Origin of the sequence: Streptomyces phaeolivaceus, assembly GCF_009184865.1 — a bacterium.
Classification (GTDB): domain Bacteria; phylum Actinomycetota; class Actinomycetes; order Streptomycetales; family Streptomycetaceae; genus Streptomyces; species Streptomyces phaeolivaceus.
Genome location: NZ_CP045096.1, coordinates 4,640,852 through 4,656,109 on the forward strand (window position 1 = coordinate 4,640,852; position 15,258 = coordinate 4,656,109).

Sequence of the window (15,258 nt, forward strand, 5' to 3'; positions counted from 1 at the left end):
CCGGAGAGCAGGTCCGTGTCCCTCCAGACGCTCACACCGCCGTTGGCACGTTCTACCACTCCTCCACGGAGGCGAACGCCGAGGTCACCAGCCGTCTAATATCCGAAAAAAACCGGTCGTTGATGCCCTGGCCCGCCCCGTGTACTCCACGGCAAGGCCGCCCCTCTCACCCGACTGCAATGTCCTTCACGCAGAGCGTCCGGACCTCGGCATTGCTCACATCCACACCGTCCGCGCCCCCCACCTTTAGGACCGACTTGTGCTGGAGGGCGCCGGTTACTCCGGGTACCAGCGCACACTGCGACATGCTGTCTCCGTCTATGACCTGGACAACCTGGACAGTGGCATTGGGATCTTCGCAAGGAACTGCGATTGGCTGATCCCGGTCGGCGGCGATGCAGTCACCCACCACTGGAACCGGCTGGTCATTCGGGTCACTGTCCTCGCCAGCGTCCGCAAAAAATGCTCCGTAGACAAAGCCAACCGCCAGCAAGAGGAACACGGAACCCGCCACAAACAGCTTGCCACCGTGCCATACGAGGCGCACTAGCCGTCTGAGCCGCCCTGTTCGAGCAGGCATCTGGGGGAGAGATGAAGAATCAATAGCGCCGGATTCTGACACCGCAGAGTCCAACCCATACCTCTGGTCCGCGACCTTTCGGGCAAATTCTGGATTTTCCGCCTTAATCCAGGCCCAAAGCGACGCAGCGATCGAAGGTTTCCCGTTATCGACCCACTCACGGAACTCGGCAACCATTTTGGCGTGCTCCGCTGTCCACTCGAAATGACGCAGGCACATGTGGCAAAAATCTGGGGATACGTTCCACTCATCTTGCTGCCATCCGCCGCACTCTGCGCACACAAGCGGCCCGTGAGGCGGCAGGGGGGTCAGTCGACTCTTGGGCTGTTCTCTGATCGGGGCACCAGCAAGCGGTACCATCGCCCGTACAGCCTTCCGCATTCCTCCTCGTCTACCCAGCAGGCCGATTTGGCCTAGCGGACCGGCATCGATGAAAGCAGAGAGACGGAAAGGGAATCGCTTCTCGGTCAAGACTCTGACCACATCGGGATGAGCGATAGAGGTACAAGTGAAGTTGTCCTGCACTATGAGGATACGCAGGTCAGTGACTGCGAATACTCCACCAGGACGCTCGATCGCCCGCTCCCCTGCCGTAAGCTGTCCCAGCAGGACCAGGAAGGTTTCGAACTCGCAGATCGAGAGCAGCCGCTCGTCCTCCCGCACGTAACTACGGATGCGCTGCCAAGACTTGTACCTCTGGATCTCCACCAGGCCCCCTCACTCGCTACCCCAGGGCGGGATCGTAACGCCTCATGGAAGGAGCATTTACCAGAGGTTGAGCAGCGGAAATCCGGCCCCTGATCGTCGACAGAACCAAGCCCCGAGCAACGGCACTCCATGCTGATCACCGTGGTGGCCGCTATCCCCGTGGGCAGAGAGACGGTCATGGGCGGAGTCTTCGTATCCCGCCGCCCCCACATGCAACTTCAGGTGAGTCGCTGGGCTGCGGCAAGGCGCCTGAAGCCCTGTCCCTCGATCCGCTGCCCCATGCGCTGGAACGCCCCACGGTCCTGACGCGAGGTCAGGAGGATGGCCTGGAGCGGGTAGGAGGTCCCGCTGAGGCGTCGGAACTGGTAACTCATCGAGAAGTTCCGTTCCTTGGCTCCATCGATGATCGGCGCCATCAACTCGTGGGTCTCATTCTCGTCAGGGGCCGACAGAAGCCGTGCGGCGATGCCCAGCACCGCGCCCGCGACGGCGGGATCCGCTGCCGGGTCGCTGTAGTGGTGCGAGGCTTGGCGCCGTCGGCCGGCCTTGGCCTCGGCCCGGGACTTGGCGAACTCGGCGTGCCGTTCCTCCGCCTCCCGGTCAACCAGCACGGCCAGAGCCTCTGTGTCGGCGAGTGCCCTGGCGCGGGGCCAGGTCATGAAGATCAACGCGCTCAGAGCGCGGAGGTCGATGAAGTACTGGGCCGCGGGAATCAGCCATCCGAAGCTGCCCACCAACTTCGGCCCATCGGGGTCCAAGAGCCCGTCGAAGTGGTGCTGAAGCCTCAGCAACGCGGCGACCGCGGAGGGAGCGCGGGGAAGCCGGTCCTCTTGGCCGGCCAGGCCCGCGCCACACATCGCTCGTGTGCTGGGGACGGTGGCTCTGCACTGAGCGGGGTGGAGGCCCGCCTCGGAGGCTCGGGCGATCAGGCTTCCCGTGCGAGCCGCGTTGACGTCCTGCCCGCAGCGAGGGCAGCCGGACAGCAGCAGGCGCTGGTGACGTAGACAGGCGAAGACGGGAGGCAATCTCCAGGCCCGGCGCCAGCACCCACCGTGACGCTCTTCGATCTCGGTTCCGTCGCCGGAGAGGCATCGCGGGCAGTACCGGGTCGTCCTGGTGAGAATCCAGCGGTTGTTGTGGACCATTCCCTTGGGCGTACGGAACTCGGCCAGCAGACGTGCGCTCAGCGGACCGTAGCGCTCGCCCAGCGGAGCCGTCAGCAACCCCCGGGCCTCATCACGCGTGAGGCGAGTGGCGCGAGCGAACGCGTCGAGCCGCCGCTCGTCCAGGTCGTGCAGAAGGCGAACGGGAATGCGATTTCGAGCGGGGACCGGATCGACGAGCCCTGTTCGGACGGCGATCTCCAGGGGTGCGGCGCCGAACCGGTGGGCGAGCCGGAGAAGATATCCGTGGATCGATTCGTCCTCCAGCGGGTCCAGGCTCCGGGGCAGGAGTCGCAGGCGGCCTGCCATCAGGCATCGGCGGCGGGGCGGCCGCCCTGGTCGTCGAAGGCGGTGTTCCGGCCGCGCCTGCGGCGCTTGGGCGGGGCTCCTCTTCCCTCGTCCTTGAGCACGGGGACCTCACCGGAGCCCGGGTCCCGCCCGGGAACGTTGCCGAGATTGATGGGGATCTCCTGGAGCAGGTCGATGGTCAGGTTCTCCTGGCTGGTCTCTATGGCCTTGGTGCAACCGTCCTCGATGAGGCGTTTCAGCAGCCCGACAATCCCCTCGGTACGGCGGAACAGGTACTCGGGCATCGTGCCGCCGGTGAGCATGCCCGGCGCTGCCCGGAAGAGCCGCAGCTGGTCTTCGATGCCGGCGAGGTGGTTGACCCAAGCGGCAATGCCGTCGGGGGTGTCGTAGTGAAACGGGTCGAGGTTGATCATGTCGAAGCGGCGCTCGGTCTGGGTGGCCGCCTCGTCGTTGTGGCTTCTGCCGCATTTGACGGGCGACAGCGCCGTCTGCCCAGTGCGCGGGTCGTGACGGCCTTCCCGCAACAGCCCGGAGCTAGGGATGTTGACGCCGATGAGGACGAGAGTGACGTTCAGGCTCATCAGGTCCCGGATGAGATCGAGGGTGTCCTGGTCGTCTTCCCTGTGCATCTTCAACCGAGTGATGTCGTCGAGCAGCAGCGCTGTGGTGCAGTGCGCGTGCAGGGACTCGCGGACGTTGCGGATCAGCCCACGCAGGGTCTTGGCGTGCGGGGCTCCGTAGAAGTCCAGGATCGCCTCGCACAGTCCCTTCGGCGTGGCCTTGACCGGCGTCTGGCAGTAGGCCACCGGCAGGAAGAGGTCCCGGGTGCCGGGGATCGCGTTCGGGTTGAGCTGGTGGTGCAGGTCGCGCCAGAAGTCCTCGAACTCGGCGGCGGTCTCGCAGGCCGTCTCCGTCTTTCCCTGGTAACCGCCACCGTTGATCATCAGTCCGTCGCGGGTGCCGGGTGTCTGCTTCAGCGCGTTGTTCTGGAGTCTGGCCCGCATCAGCGCGGTGACCTGCGCGCTCATCGGGGTTTCCTGCATCCGCAGGTTCACATGGGTCGCCGCTCGGTGCAGGTCATGCAGCCCGCGCTTGCGGGGGCTCATGGCCCGATACTGGTCCAGCGTCAGTCTTGGGGCCGGAATGAAGGCTCCTCGTGTCCGCCGCCACTGCTGGTATCCCTCGTGGGTGACCCGGTTCGGCGAGGGACCGATCCGGAGGAACGGGACGACACCATCCTGCGGTCCGCTCTGGCCATCGACCACGTCATTCCCCTCCGGCCGGGAGCGAACTGCCGCCCGGCTCACCCTCGTCGTTCTCGTCCCCGTCAGGCAGGATGAACAAGTTCCTCTTGCGGTAGCTGGCGCCCAGCGGGGGCGGAAGCGCGGGCCGGGGCGGCCCGGCTACTTCTCTGCGTCGGCGGCGCTCGGCGTCCAAACTCTCCTCGGCCCTGCGCGCCTGCTCCGGCCAGTGCAGGTGAACGACGGTGTCTCCTGCCGCCCGGTTGGCAGGCTCCTGCTCGGCCTGCGTAGCTGGACGGTCGGCGGCAGCGGTACTGGCCTGGATGACATCGCGGGCGTATTCGGTGCGCCGGGACTTCTTCAGGCGCGTCGGCCAGTGCGCGACCGGTGTGTGCAGGCCGATCACGTCGAGGAGAAGCGGCAGGAGTTCGGCGTCCGTCTTCGGTTTCAGTCCCGCCTTCTGTGCCCGCTGTAAGAAGTCGCGCACCCGAGCGTCGCCAAAGGCCGGCGTCCTACCCTCCGGTGGGAGTCCGGTCCAGCGCAGCGGGTGCCATGCGTGGGTGAGCGGGTCCTGGAAGAACACGGTGCGGCGGTCACGGGGCTCGCGGTGGACGATCCACTGCCCTTTGCGTCTGCCGCCACGGGTGGACCGCTGGTCACGGTAGGGATCCAGAGCCGGGCCGTCGTACCAGAGCCCACGGATCTTCACTCCGCGGCGGCCGTGGATCTTCGTCACCGTGTGCTGCGGCAGCAGCTGGTAGTAGAGCTCGGGCGAGGGGATCTCCATCGCGAAGCCGCCCTGGGCGAACGAGGCCGCGAAGAGCGAGTTCGGGCTGTGGTCGCCGCCCGGGTCCCAGCTCGGCGCGTACTCGCCCAGGCGGCGCTGTTGCCACACCTTCACGATCCACGTTGCGATCACGTGCTCCATCTCCTCGATGGTCCACGTTGCGTCGCCCTCCGGGTCGGCCCCACGATCGGCGACATCGACCCCGGTGTAGCCCAGCAGGTGCTCGAACAGCAGAGACCGGATGCTGCCGAAGGCCCTCTCCACCACCTGCTTGTCCGTGGGACGCAGGATCCTGGAGGGAAGGATGTTGCAGCCGAGCACGCGCTGAACATCGACGAGATGGTGATTGCGGTAGACCGACCCGTGGTCGGTGGTCACCGTCTCCGGGGCGAAAAACGGCAACCCGGCGACCTCGTATCCTGCGAACTCGGCGACCACGGCGGCAGGCAGCCCGGGATAGGGCCACTCCATGTCCTCGCCCCAGTCCGCCCGCATCGGCAGCGGCAGCATCACGTCCCGTAGCAGCATCGCCACGTCCACCGAGGTGTCGGAGACCAGGGTGAGGCGGAAAGCGCACAGCGAGTGCGTGTAGACATCCATGGCGAGAGTCAGGTGGACCTTCACCGGATCACCGAACACGCCCTCACGGACCATGACGGGCAGCACCGTGGTGTCCAGCGCCACTACCTGCCCGGGGCGGTGGACCACCACATGACCAGCCTTGGTGGGCAGCTGGGCCGAGCGCTCATAGCGCTGACGCGCTCCGTTCGGGCCGAACCACTCCTTCCAGACCCTCAGCAGGGTGTGATAGCCCGGGACCGCGGTGTCCGGGCCGAAGGTCTCCCGTACGTACTGGTGGATCATGGCCTCGCGGGTGCGGCCATGTACTCGGGAGCGGTGCAGCGTCTCCGCCCGCACCGCGAAGATCGCCTCCCGGACCTCCTCGCTGATGCTCGGATGCCCGCCGCTCTCCCGCAGCCATCGATCGTCTGCGCAGCCGATCAGCCCGAAGCGGCTGCGGTTCTTCTCCCAGCGGATCAGCGTGCGGTAGCCCACCTCCGCGAGGCCGAGTAGCTTTGCTTCCTCACGGTTCAGGGCTTTGAGTTCGGCGACCTTCGCCATCCGCCGTTCGGTCAGCGTGGTCGTCTCCGGGTCGTACTCGGGCTTCGGTTCCCCCGGCCCCGGCCGCAGTGGATCGCCGCTGCGGAACCCCGTCTTCACTTCCAGCAGATGGGCCACGCGCAGCTCGGCCAGCCGACGCCTGTCCGGCTTCAAGTCCCCCACCGAAGCGGGCTGCCGACCACGGCCCGCCCCCGAGCCCGACGTCCGGGACGAAGGACGGCAGTGCTGGTGATTGGCCAGGAATCGGAACGTCAAGCGCTGCCTTGAACCGTCGGGTCCCACCAACTGAACCCGCCCGAGATGCGGTTCACGCCGTTCGACGATCCATTCGACGTCGTCGAGCACAACCCCGGCACCCACGGACAGGTCCAGCACGCGAGCGGTACTCACGACGACTCCGATCCGAGGACAACTGTGGAACGGTCCCCGAGAGGCCGGCCCAGATCGATGCCGACGCGGCGGTGCCACAGCAGGTGCAACAGATGGGCCCGTGCGACCGGCTCGAACGCGCTTCCCGCCGCGATCTCCCCGAAGGTCATGGCCGCACCGGCTCCGGCGAGCAGGCCCGGCCTGACACCCAGCGGGTCCGTGAGCGGCCGACGCCTGGCCGACATCGCATCCACCACCATTAGCACGCACGGCTTCCACCGCGCAGCCACCGTGTAGTGCCAGCCGCAGGCCAACGCGGCCTCGGCCGCCGCTGCGAAGGACTCCCGGTCCTCGTCACCGATCAGGTCAGCGGGGCGGACGTCGATCAACCAGATGCCCAGGCGGCTGACCATAAGGAAGTCGGGGGTGTGCCTGCGCCATCCGTCGACGGTACGGAACTTCAGCCGAAGTGGCTGCGAGAGGACCTCGACCACGTGGCCGGCGAAATCCAGGACCAGCAGCAGCCCGGCTTCCTCCAGACTCTCGAAGCCGTGCAGGCGGCCGGTGCTGACCATGTACTCCAGCCCGGGACGATGTCGCTGGTCGCGCCGCCAGGTGAAGCCCCGCATCGGCCCCAGCCTGGTGACCGGAGCGGCTGCCAGATCAGCCACCGCGCTTGTAACCTCGCCCCCGGCGTACCGCCAGGTAGCCGTCCACCGCCGCGTCCAGCCCTCGTCCAGGTCGAGCGTCTGACGCCCCGCGCCGAGGGAGACCGGTACGAGCAGGTCGTCCCACCGGCACGAATGCGACCACAACGGCCCATACACCGCACCGTCAGCCGTCCGGGCGTGCACCCCGCCAGATCCTTGAACCTCCGCCACGTCTCCAGGGAAGCGAAGCCCGGCGTACGCCGTAGGCGATCTTCGGTACTGGTGACAACAAGACCGCAAACGATCTCAGCGTGACAAGAGTCCTGCACTTCCAGTGACAACAATCCCGCTCACGCCATCGCGGCGGACGATGTCGGGACGACTCCCAGGTGACAACCACCGTGCTCAGTCACAGAGGAACGCCCTCTTCCTACGTGACCTGTCTCGCTGAACGTGGGCCAGTCTCGGTCTATCTGAGCCATCTACCCGCGCGTCTCAGTCAACCTTGGCCATCTGCTGTTCTGTCTCGCTCTTTCTGAGCCGCTGCCGCGCTTGGCTGCCTACGGTTGTACGACTGGCGACAAGGCGACGGGGGCAACGATGCGCATCGCGGTGACGGGGGCGGCGGGCAGCCTGGGCGGGCGGGTCGTGCAGTTGCTCGCGGACCGGGCCGACGTGGACGTCGTAGCAATGACCAGGAGGAGGCTGCCTGCCGAGGCGTTTCCGCCGCAGGTGGAGATCGCCGTCGCCGACTACGCCGATCCACCGGCGCTGCGTGCGGCGCTGAAGGGCGTGGACACGCTGGTCTTCGTCTCCAGTGACGGGCCCGATGCACGGGTGCTGCTGCACCACCGCAACGTTGTCGCCGCCGTGGCGGCTGAGCGTGTCGGCCATGTCGCGGCGCTGAGCAGCGTTGACGCCGACATGGCGTCCCCGTTCTGCTATGCCGTGGTCAACCGGCTCACCGAGGATCTGCTTCTGGCTACCGGCGTCCCGTGCTCGTTCGCCAGGGCTTCGCTCTATATCGAGTTCTTCCAAGGCTGGCTCACCGAGGCGCGCGCGACCGGGCTGCTGCGGCTTCCGGCAGCGGATGGCCGGGTCTCCCTGGTGGCGCGCGACGACGTGGCGCGCGCCCTCGCCGCACTCGCGGTGGGTGAGCCGACCGGCCGTCACCATGACATCACGGGGCCCGAGTCGGTGGACCTGGCAGGCATCGCCTCGATCACAGCGGAGGCGTGGGAGACGCCTGTCACCTACGTGGACATCCCTGATGACAACTACCATGCCGAGACTGCGGCGACCGGCCTGGATCCCTGGTGGCTCTATGCCTTTTCGTCCATGTTCGCCTCGGTGCGCGAGCAGCGCTGGGATCAAGTCCGAAGCGACTACACCGAGCTGACCGGCCGCTCCCCTCTCGCTCTCCGCGACGTCCTGTCAGCACACGGGTGAGAGCCGGACACCGCCGAGCGGGCCACGACGACGCTCAGCGGGGCCGACTCAAGCACTCAGTCGCAGGTCGTTGCACGTGGTCAGCGCGGAGTGGAGGTGGCTGGTGGAGGCTGAGGACTTCTGGCTGGAGTACGTCGACGCTCGCGGTGAGCTGCACGAGGGACCGTTTGAGGTGATGTGGTCGGCGCCTTTCGAGGCGGCCAGGCAGGTGCGGGCATTTCCGTCCTACCGGGGTCAGCGCAGTTTCCCCGGCTGGTACTGGGCCGCTACGGGTGCCGAGTTGGTGGGTTATGAGTCGTGGGTGGAACTCGGTCAGCTGATGCGGCTGGACTGTGATCCCGGCGTGGTGGCGATGGCGTCGCAGCCGTTCCGGCTCTCGTGGCGGTCTGACGGACGGAACCGGCGGATCAGCCACACTCCGGACTATTTCGTTCGCCGTCGGGACGGCACCGGTGTGGTGCTGGACGTGCGTCCCGACGACCGGATCGAGCCCGAGGACGCGGTGATGTTCGAGGTCACGGCGGCGGCCTGCGCACGGGTGGGCTGGAGCTTTGAGCGGGTGGGTGTTCTCGATCCGGTGCTGGCGGCGAATCTGCGCTGGTTGTCGGGCTACCGGCATCCGCGGGTGCGGCGAGATCCGGTGGCGGAGGAGTTGCGGGCGGCATTCGCCCGGCCTCGGGGTCTGTTGGCGGGCGCCTGTGCGGTGGGCGATCCGATCGCCGTGTTGCCGGTGCTCTTCCATCTGCTCTGGTGCGGGGAGCTGGCGGTGGATCTGGAGGCCGGTCTGCTGTCGGCGGCCACGCAGGTGAGCCCGGTGTCCGTGGTCGCGGAGGAGGTGGGTGGGGATGCCGGCACGTCCGAGGCTGCTGTCGCTGGGTGACAGGGTCCGCTACGACGGGCGGGAGCACACGGTTGCCGCACTGCATGGCACGTTGGTGCGGCTGGTCGATGATGCCCAGGCCGCCGGCGTCGTGCTGCTGGGGCACCTGCTGGCGTCGGAGGGTTTCACCGTGCTCAGCACCGCGCTGAGCCGCCCGCCGCTGCCGGAGGTCGGGGTGTTGGAGGGGCTGCGGGAGGAAGCGGTACAGCGGGCTGAGTGGTGGAGGCGGCATCTGACGGAGCTGCTCACCGGCCGCCCGGACGGCGATGCCAGCGGCCCGGTGCGGGCTGAGTACGACCCGACGGTGCGCTCTCTGCGGCAGCGGGAGCTGGCCAAGGTGGCCGAGCTGCGGGACTGCGGTGAGGCGGTGGGGCTGAGCACGCTGCGCCGGATGCGGTCCCGTTTCGAGAACGAAGGGGTGGCGGGCCTGGTGGACGGCAGGCTGCGCAGGCCCGCCACGGGCACGAGCCGGGCCGATCCCCGGGTGGTCGAAGCGATCGCGAAGGTCGCGGGCAGCCGGACGGACGAGCCGACCGTCTCCGCGCAGGTGCTGCGGCGCCGCGTCGAACGGCTCCTGGTCACCGAGCACGGTCCCGGAGTGGTCCGGATGCCGTCGAGGGCGGCGTTCTACCGTCTGCTGGAAGCGGTCTCGACCGGGCAGCATCTGTTCGGTTCGGCCCGCACCCGCCGCTCGCTGGGCAAGCAGCCGAAGCGGATGTTCGGGCAGCTGACGGCAGCCCGGCCCGGCGAGGTGATGGAGATCGACTCCACGCCGCTGGACGTCATGGTCATCCACGATGACGGGACGGTGGACCGCTGCGAGCTGACCGGGCTGATCGACCTGGTCACGCGGACGCTGGCTGCGGTGGTGCTGCGGCCGTCGACGAAGGCGGTCGATGCCGCGCTGCTGCTGGCCCGCGCCATGACGCCGGAACCGGTGCGGCCCGGCTGGTCCGACGCTCTGCGCATGTCGCGCTCCGTGCTCCCCTACGCTTCCTTGCTGTCGCTGGACGAGCGGCTGGACAAGGCCGCCGCGGTCCCGGTGATCGTCCCGGAGACGGTGGTCAGCGACCACGGCAAGGCGTTCATCTCGGACAACTTCCGCAATGCCTGCCGCCACTTGGGGATCTCGTTCCAGCCCGCGCACCCGGACACCCCGACCGACAGACCGCACATCGAGCGGACGCTGGGCTCGGTGTCGGCGATGTTCGCCCAGTACGTGGCCGGCTACACGGGACGCAGTGCCGAGATGCGGGGCAAGGACCCGGCCGCGCAGGCGGCCTGGTCCATCCACGAACTCCAGGAACTTCTCCAGGAGTGGATCGTCGTCTGGCAGGCCAGGCCGCACGACGGGCTGCGCGATCCGCTGATGCCGGACCGGCCGCTGAGCCCGAACGAGAAGTACGCCGCGCTGGTGTCAGCGGCCGGATACGTCCCCGTCGCGCTCAGCCCGCAGGAGTACATCCAGCTGATGCCCCGCGAATGGCGGGTGATCGGCCGCAGCGGGGTGCGGATCAACAACCGTACTTACGACGCCCCCGCACTCACGCCTTTCCGGCGTCAGCCCTCGGGGACGGGTCCGGACGGCAAGCTCTGGGAGGTCCACTACGACCCCTACGACATCTCCTGCGTCTGGGTACGCAACCACCACGGCACGGGCTGGATCACCGCGGCCTGGCGGCATCTGCGCACGTCTCCCGTCCCGATGGGCGAGCTGGTCTTCGACCGGGCTCACCAGATCCTGACCGAACGCGGGCAGCGCAAGCCGGACGAGGAAGCCGTCGCACAGGCCGCGGCAGAGCTGCTGGACCGGGCCTCGGACGGGCCCGGTGACGAGCCTGGCCGCCGGACGGAGGGGAGGGACCGGCCAGCCCGGCGGCGCGACCGAAAGGTCGCTGCCCGCACCCGGGCCACCAGCGAACCCGCCTGGCCGCGGCCGGCGCCCGCGCCGGAGCCGGAACCGGCGGAGGACGAGGACGAGGAGGCCGGCGAACTCGCCGATGTCGTCCCGCTGGAGATCTTCGACGCGCGCAAGGAGGCCGAGAAGTGGTGGTGAACGCCGCGGAGCCGGGCGGGAATGAGACCGGTCTGCCGGATGACCGGGCCGATCCCTCCACCCGGCTGGAGGGCTGGCGGCGGTTCGTGGAGGCTGATCCGGCCGTCTTCGAGCTGCTGCCCGATCAGCGGTGGCAGGCCCTGACCCCGCAGCTGCGGAAGACCTACGACGAGGCCCGGATCGCCTATCACTCCGAGCTGCAGGTCGTGCGCACGTCCACGGTCAAGGAGATCGCGCATCAGGGACGGCTGCTGACCCTGCTCAACCAGCGTGAACACGGCGCCCGTCGCGGGATGATCGTCTCCGGCCAGTGGACGACCGGGAAGACCACGGCGCTGAAACAGCTCGGCCGCACCCACGAACTGCGCATCCAGCAGCGGTATCCGGGCAGCGACCGCATTCCCGTCGTCTACATCACCGCCCCGCCCAAAGGCTCCCCGCGCAAACTCGCCCTGGAGTTCGCCCGGTTCCTGGGCCTGCCCGTGATCAACCCGCGGCACAACACCATCGATGTCACCAGCGCCGTCTGCCAGGTGCTGATCGAGGCACGCACGGACCTGGTCCTGGTCGACGAAATACACCTGCTCAACCACGCGACCACTGCAGGCGAGGACCTCTCCGATCATCTGAAGTACTTCACCGAGCACCTGCCGGCGACCTTCGTCTATGCCGGTATCAACGTCGAGAAGTCCGGGCTGTTCACCGGGATCCGTGGCAAGCAGCTCGGGGGCCGCTGCATCCTGGTCCGCACCGGCGCCTTCCCCCGCAACACCGAGTGGAAGGCCCTGATCGCCTCGCTGGAGAGCACCCTTCGCCTGCACCGCCACACGCCCGACACCCTGGCCGGTCTGTCGAAATACCTGCACCAGCGAACCGGCGGCATGATCGGGAGCCTCTCCCACCTGATCCGTGCCGCGGCGATCTCCGCCGTCCTCGACGGCAGTGAGCGCATCACCAAAGCCTCCCTGCGAAATATCCGCATCGACCACAACAGCGAGTCGGATTCCCCGCCCGACGCAGGCAGGGAAGCGGGATGAACAGGCCGTTCGAGGCCGTCGTCTTCCGTCCGCTGCCGCGACCGCTCAAGCCCTTCCCGCAGGAGACCGAAGCCTCGTTCCTGGACCGCCTCGCCACGGCCAACGCGATGCCCGTCCAACGCCTTCAACGGCCTTCCCACTGGCTGGAGTCCCGCCTGGATCCGGTCGGCCGGCTCAGTGTCCTCAGCGGACAGCCCCGGACCTCGATCCAGTACGCGATCCCCCGCTGGGAGCGACAGGCGTGGAACATCCCGCAAGGTGCATTCGCCGTGACTCCCCGATGGGCATGCCGACGCTGTGTCGCCCGCAGGACCGGCAGCCCCGGCCAAGGCGTCATGGCCTGGATGTCGAAACTCCACGACCAGGTCTGCATCCCGCACCGCCTCTGGATCGGCCGGGCCGTCGAAGCCCCCGCCTACCAGTTCGACCTCGCTGATCTGCCGGAGATCGTCGCCGCCCAGAAGCGTCACTACCGGCTCCTTCGCCGCTACGGCCCCGACATGGTCAACGTCTGCTACGAACAGACCTCCCGCTTCTGGACCACCCTCCTGCAGCACGGCTACCGGATCAGCGACCTCACGCGGCGGCTCGCCCGGCTCCAGCCCCGCCCTGCCCGCTCCGTCCGGCCGTGGGATCCCAAGCGCTATGCGGCGATCTATCCCGAGATCGTCAAGGCCATGGTGTTCTACGCAGCCCCGCGCTGGCGCGGCCTGGCACTCTCCGGCGCTGACGAGGACTTCCGGGCTTTCCATGCGGAGTTCGTCCGACGGCTCCCCAACGAAAGCTCCCTCCGCACCACCGCCAAGCCGTGGTTCATCCACCAACTCCGCATGATCGCGCACACCATCGAGGAAGTGGCGCCCTCGGCGATCGAGTAAGCCGAGCACCGGAACGAGTCTGCGGCGGGAGTAGGTCTCTCACCCGGCCGGTTTCATCGGTCTCAGGACGGAGCGACGGAATAGCTGAGGTCGCTGACCGTGAGCGAGGCTGGCGTCAGACGCAGCCACGTCGTGCCTCGTTCGCTCGGATCGTCATACAGATAGCCCACGAACCGTTCGTCCCACAGAGCCTCGTCCGTTCCCAGATAGCGGGACAGCTTACGTCGGCCTCTTGGCACGTCGAACGGCACAAGCTCAGCCTGCCCCCGGGCGATCACCTGCTGAACACGTCCCGTCACGAGATCGCATTCGTCCACCACGAGCGCGACGTTCGGGTCGTTCTTCACACGGTCGAACAACCGGGTCCACGGGCCGGTCAGCACCCAGAATGCGCCATCCTCCCACAGGAACCAGAGAGGGCGCACCGTGGGCCCACTGGTGGCAACGCGAGCGACAAGCGGCTGCTGTAGGAACGCGTCCACATCGAAACTATGAGAGGTCACAGCTCCAATCTTGTGGTGCCACAAGCCTCTTGCCTACCGACCTCCGACCTAGGACCACAGCAGCACGGAAGACGAATGATCGTCACCAGCGGTGACAACCCGAAAGGCAACTTAGCTCCCGACAACCCAGGTTGACCGAGACGACCACAGCCACTACGTCTCGCTCAATCTGAGCTACAGCTGGTCAGAGAGCCGTGGTGGCTCAGATCCATCGAGACAGGTCACTACGCCTCGCATACGTCCGGCTCGCCGACTTCACCGTGTACGAGTTCCGGTCGGCCGCACCCGAGGGCGGCTGACGGCGACCGGCGGGGACACGGTGCTCCGTCCCCATCTCCTGCCCCTCCCCGGGTCAGCGGCCCGGCCTCACGCGGGCGGTCCAGCGGCGTAGGACTCGGTGGGCGCGGAACGGACGCGGGCGGGGCGGCGGCGTCGTCGGTGGGGCGGTGCGCGCGGTGGCCTCACGTGGGCCTCGGGGCCAGTGGTCGTCGGGTGACAGGAGTGGGTCCTTGCGTTCGGCCTGGGCGCGGATCTCGACGTGCGACGCGTGCGCGGTGGCGCGGAACGCCTCCTCGTACGCGGCCATGGCCCCGCTCATCGCCCCGCCGCCCGGACCCCGGCGGCGGATCCGCACCCCCAGCCACACGAAAGGGACCAGCGCGACGGCGAAGCCGACCACCGAGATCAGGAACGGCAGGAACGGTGAGAACGCATCCATGGCCGTGAGCCTACTGAGGGGCAATGGGCCTGCCCCGCCCCGTACGTACTGAGGCCCACCGAGGTCTGTCGAGGTCTGGCGTCGGCTGCTGACGTGGTGGGCCAAGCCCTGGGGAGCGAAAGGTGGTGGACAGCGGGTGGGTGCGCGGCAGACTTGTCTTATGACCGCCACCGCTTCGGACGCCAAGGCCGATCTCCTCTTCTATCTGCGGTCCGCCCGCGAAGCACTGCTCTGGAAGCTCGACGGGCTGTCGGAGTACGACGCGCGCCGTCCGCTGACGCCGACCGGCACCAACCTCCTCGGGCTGCTCAAGCACGCGGCCGGTGTCGAACTGGGCTACCTCGGCGACACGTTCGGCCGGCCCTCCGGCGAGGCGCTGCCCTGGCTCGACGACGATGCCGTGCCCAACGGGGACATGTGGGCCACCGCCGACGAGTCCCGCGAGGACATCGTGGGCCTCTACCGCCGGGCCTGGGCCCACTCCGACGCGACCATCGGCGCGCTGCCCCTGGACACCGTCGGCCGGGTGCCGTGGTGGCCCGACGACCGGGACGAGGTGACGCTGCACCACGCCGTCGTCCGCGTGATCGCCGACACCCACCGGCACGCCGGGCACGCCGACATCCTCCGGGAACTCCTCGACGGCGCGGTCGGAATGAACGAGGGCAACACGAGCGTCCCGTCGAACGACCCGGCATGGTGGGAGGCCTATCGCGGTCGTTTGGAACAGGCCGCCGAGGAGGCCGAACGAAAGGCGTGACCCGGGTCGGCCACCGAAGCCGACCACCGGACAGGAATGCGTCGGAAT

At 68.0% G+C, this 15,258-nt stretch carries 13 protein-coding genes; 6 read left to right on the forward strand and 7 right to left on the reverse strand.

Annotated elements, in window-relative coordinates:
- Positions 1 to 166: 166 nt before the first annotated feature.
- The 5 genes from F9278_RS21755 to F9278_RS21775 all read right to left on the reverse strand — a co-directional run bounded on the left by F9278_RS21755 (position 167) and on the right by F9278_RS21775 (position 7,133).
- Positions 167 to 1,288 carry an LppU/SCO3897 family protein gene (locus F9278_RS21755; protein WP_152169841.1) on the reverse strand — a complete coding sequence of 374 codons (1,122 nt, stop codon included), beginning with the start codon at positions 1,286 to 1,288 and terminating at the stop codon, positions 167 to 169.
- Positions 1,289 to 1,506: 218 nt separating this feature from the next.
- Positions 1,507 to 2,760 carry a TniQ family protein gene (locus tag F9278_RS21760; protein ID WP_152169842.1) on the reverse strand — a complete coding sequence of 418 codons (1,254 nt, stop codon included), beginning with the start codon at positions 2,758 to 2,760 and terminating at the stop codon, positions 1,507 to 1,509.
- A complete protein-coding gene (locus tag F9278_RS21765; protein ID WP_226966851.1) occupies positions 2,760 to 3,866 on the reverse strand; it encodes a TniB family NTP-binding protein in 1,107 nt (368 codons plus the stop codon). The genes F9278_RS21760 and F9278_RS21765 overlap by 1 nt, the downstream gene beginning before the upstream one ends.
- A 160-nt stretch (positions 3,867 to 4,026) precedes the next feature.
- Positions 4,027 to 6,300 carry a DDE-type integrase/transposase/recombinase gene (locus F9278_RS21770; protein WP_152169844.1) on the reverse strand — a complete coding sequence of 758 codons (2,274 nt, stop codon included), beginning with the start codon at positions 6,298 to 6,300 and terminating at the stop codon, positions 4,027 to 4,029.
- Positions 6,297 to 7,133, reverse strand: coding sequence for a TnsA-like heteromeric transposase endonuclease subunit (locus F9278_RS21775; protein WP_226966852.1), 837 nt, complete (start codon positions 7,131 to 7,133; stop codon positions 6,297 to 6,299). The genes F9278_RS21770 and F9278_RS21775 overlap by 4 nt, the downstream gene beginning before the upstream one ends.
- Before the next feature lie 396 nt (positions 7,134 to 7,529).
- Here F9278_RS21775 and F9278_RS21780 point away from each other — a divergent pair, with 396 nt between their 5' ends.
- From F9278_RS21780 to F9278_RS21800, 5 genes are all read left to right on the forward strand, one after another.
- On the forward strand, positions 7,530 to 8,378 hold the full coding sequence (locus tag F9278_RS21780) for an NAD(P)H-binding protein (RefSeq protein WP_152169845.1): 849 nt from the start codon (positions 7,530 to 7,532) through the stop codon (positions 8,376 to 8,378).
- A 103-nt stretch (positions 8,379 to 8,481) separates the two neighbouring features.
- Positions 8,482 to 9,258 (forward strand): TnsA-like heteromeric transposase endonuclease subunit, encoded by a 777-nt coding sequence (locus tag F9278_RS21785; RefSeq protein WP_152169846.1) that lies wholly within the window; start codon positions 8,482 to 8,484, stop codon positions 9,256 to 9,258.
- Positions 9,224 to 11,314: a Mu transposase C-terminal domain-containing protein gene (locus F9278_RS21790; protein WP_152169847.1), complete on the forward strand. Its 2,091-nt coding sequence runs from the start codon at positions 9,224 to 9,226 to the stop codon at positions 11,312 to 11,314. The genes F9278_RS21785 and F9278_RS21790 overlap by 35 nt, the downstream gene beginning before the upstream one ends.
- Complete coding sequence (locus F9278_RS21795; protein ID WP_152169848.1) at positions 11,305 to 12,351, forward strand: ATP-binding protein; 1,047 nt, start codon at positions 11,305 to 11,307, stop codon at positions 12,349 to 12,351. Before F9278_RS21790 ends, F9278_RS21795 begins: the two co-directional genes overlap by 10 nt.
- Complete coding sequence (locus tag F9278_RS21800) at positions 12,348 to 13,229, forward strand: hypothetical protein (protein WP_152169849.1); 882 nt, start codon at positions 12,348 to 12,350, stop codon at positions 13,227 to 13,229. The genes F9278_RS21795 and F9278_RS21800 overlap by 4 nt, the downstream gene beginning before the upstream one ends.
- A gap of 62 nt (positions 13,230 to 13,291) precedes the next feature.
- Here the strand turns inward: F9278_RS21800 and F9278_RS21805 are convergent, their stop codons facing one another.
- Both F9278_RS21805 and F9278_RS47250 read right to left on the reverse strand, forming a co-directional pair.
- Positions 13,292 to 13,732: a pyridoxamine 5'-phosphate oxidase family protein gene (locus F9278_RS21805; RefSeq protein ID WP_226966853.1), complete on the reverse strand. Its 441-nt coding sequence runs from the start codon at positions 13,730 to 13,732 to the stop codon at positions 13,292 to 13,294.
- A 352-nt stretch (positions 13,733 to 14,084) separates the two neighbouring features.
- Complete coding sequence (locus tag F9278_RS47250) at positions 14,085 to 14,450, reverse strand: hypothetical protein (RefSeq protein ID WP_226966854.1); 366 nt, start codon at positions 14,448 to 14,450, stop codon at positions 14,085 to 14,087.
- Between the two features lie 160 nt (positions 14,451 to 14,610).
- On the opposite strand from F9278_RS47250, the gene F9278_RS21815 reads away from it, so the two are divergent.
- Complete coding sequence (locus F9278_RS21815) at positions 14,611 to 15,210, forward strand: DinB family protein (protein ID WP_152169850.1); 600 nt, start codon at positions 14,611 to 14,613, stop codon at positions 15,208 to 15,210.
- Positions 15,211 to 15,258 lie beyond the last annotated feature (48 nt).

What these genes read in the sequence shown, in the direction of transcription:
- F9278_RS47250 (WP_226966854.1), bottom strand. Translation starts at nt 14,450, where the DNA reads ATGGATGCGTTCTCACCGTTCCTGCCGTTCCTGATCTCGGTGGTCGGC.
- F9278_RS21765 (WP_226966851.1), bottom strand. Translation starts at nt 3,866, where the DNA reads ATGAGCCCCCGCAAGCGCGGGCTGCATGACCTGCACCGAGCGGCGACC.
- F9278_RS21815 (WP_152169850.1), top strand. Translation starts at nt 14,611, where the DNA reads ATGACCGCCACCGCTTCGGACGCCAAGGCCGATCTCCTCTTCTATCTG.
- F9278_RS21780 (WP_152169845.1), top strand. Translation starts at nt 7,530, where the DNA reads ATGCGCATCGCGGTGACGGGGGCGGCGGGCAGCCTGGGCGGGCGGGTC.
- F9278_RS21790 (WP_152169847.1), top strand. Translation starts at nt 9,224, where the DNA reads ATGCCGGCACGTCCGAGGCTGCTGTCGCTGGGTGACAGGGTCCGCTAC.
- F9278_RS21800 (WP_152169849.1), top strand. Translation starts at nt 12,348, where the DNA reads ATGAACAGGCCGTTCGAGGCCGTCGTCTTCCGTCCGCTGCCGCGACCG.
- F9278_RS21760 (WP_152169842.1), bottom strand. Translation starts at nt 2,760, where the DNA reads ATGGCAGGCCGCCTGCGACTCCTGCCCCGGAGCCTGGACCCGCTGGAG.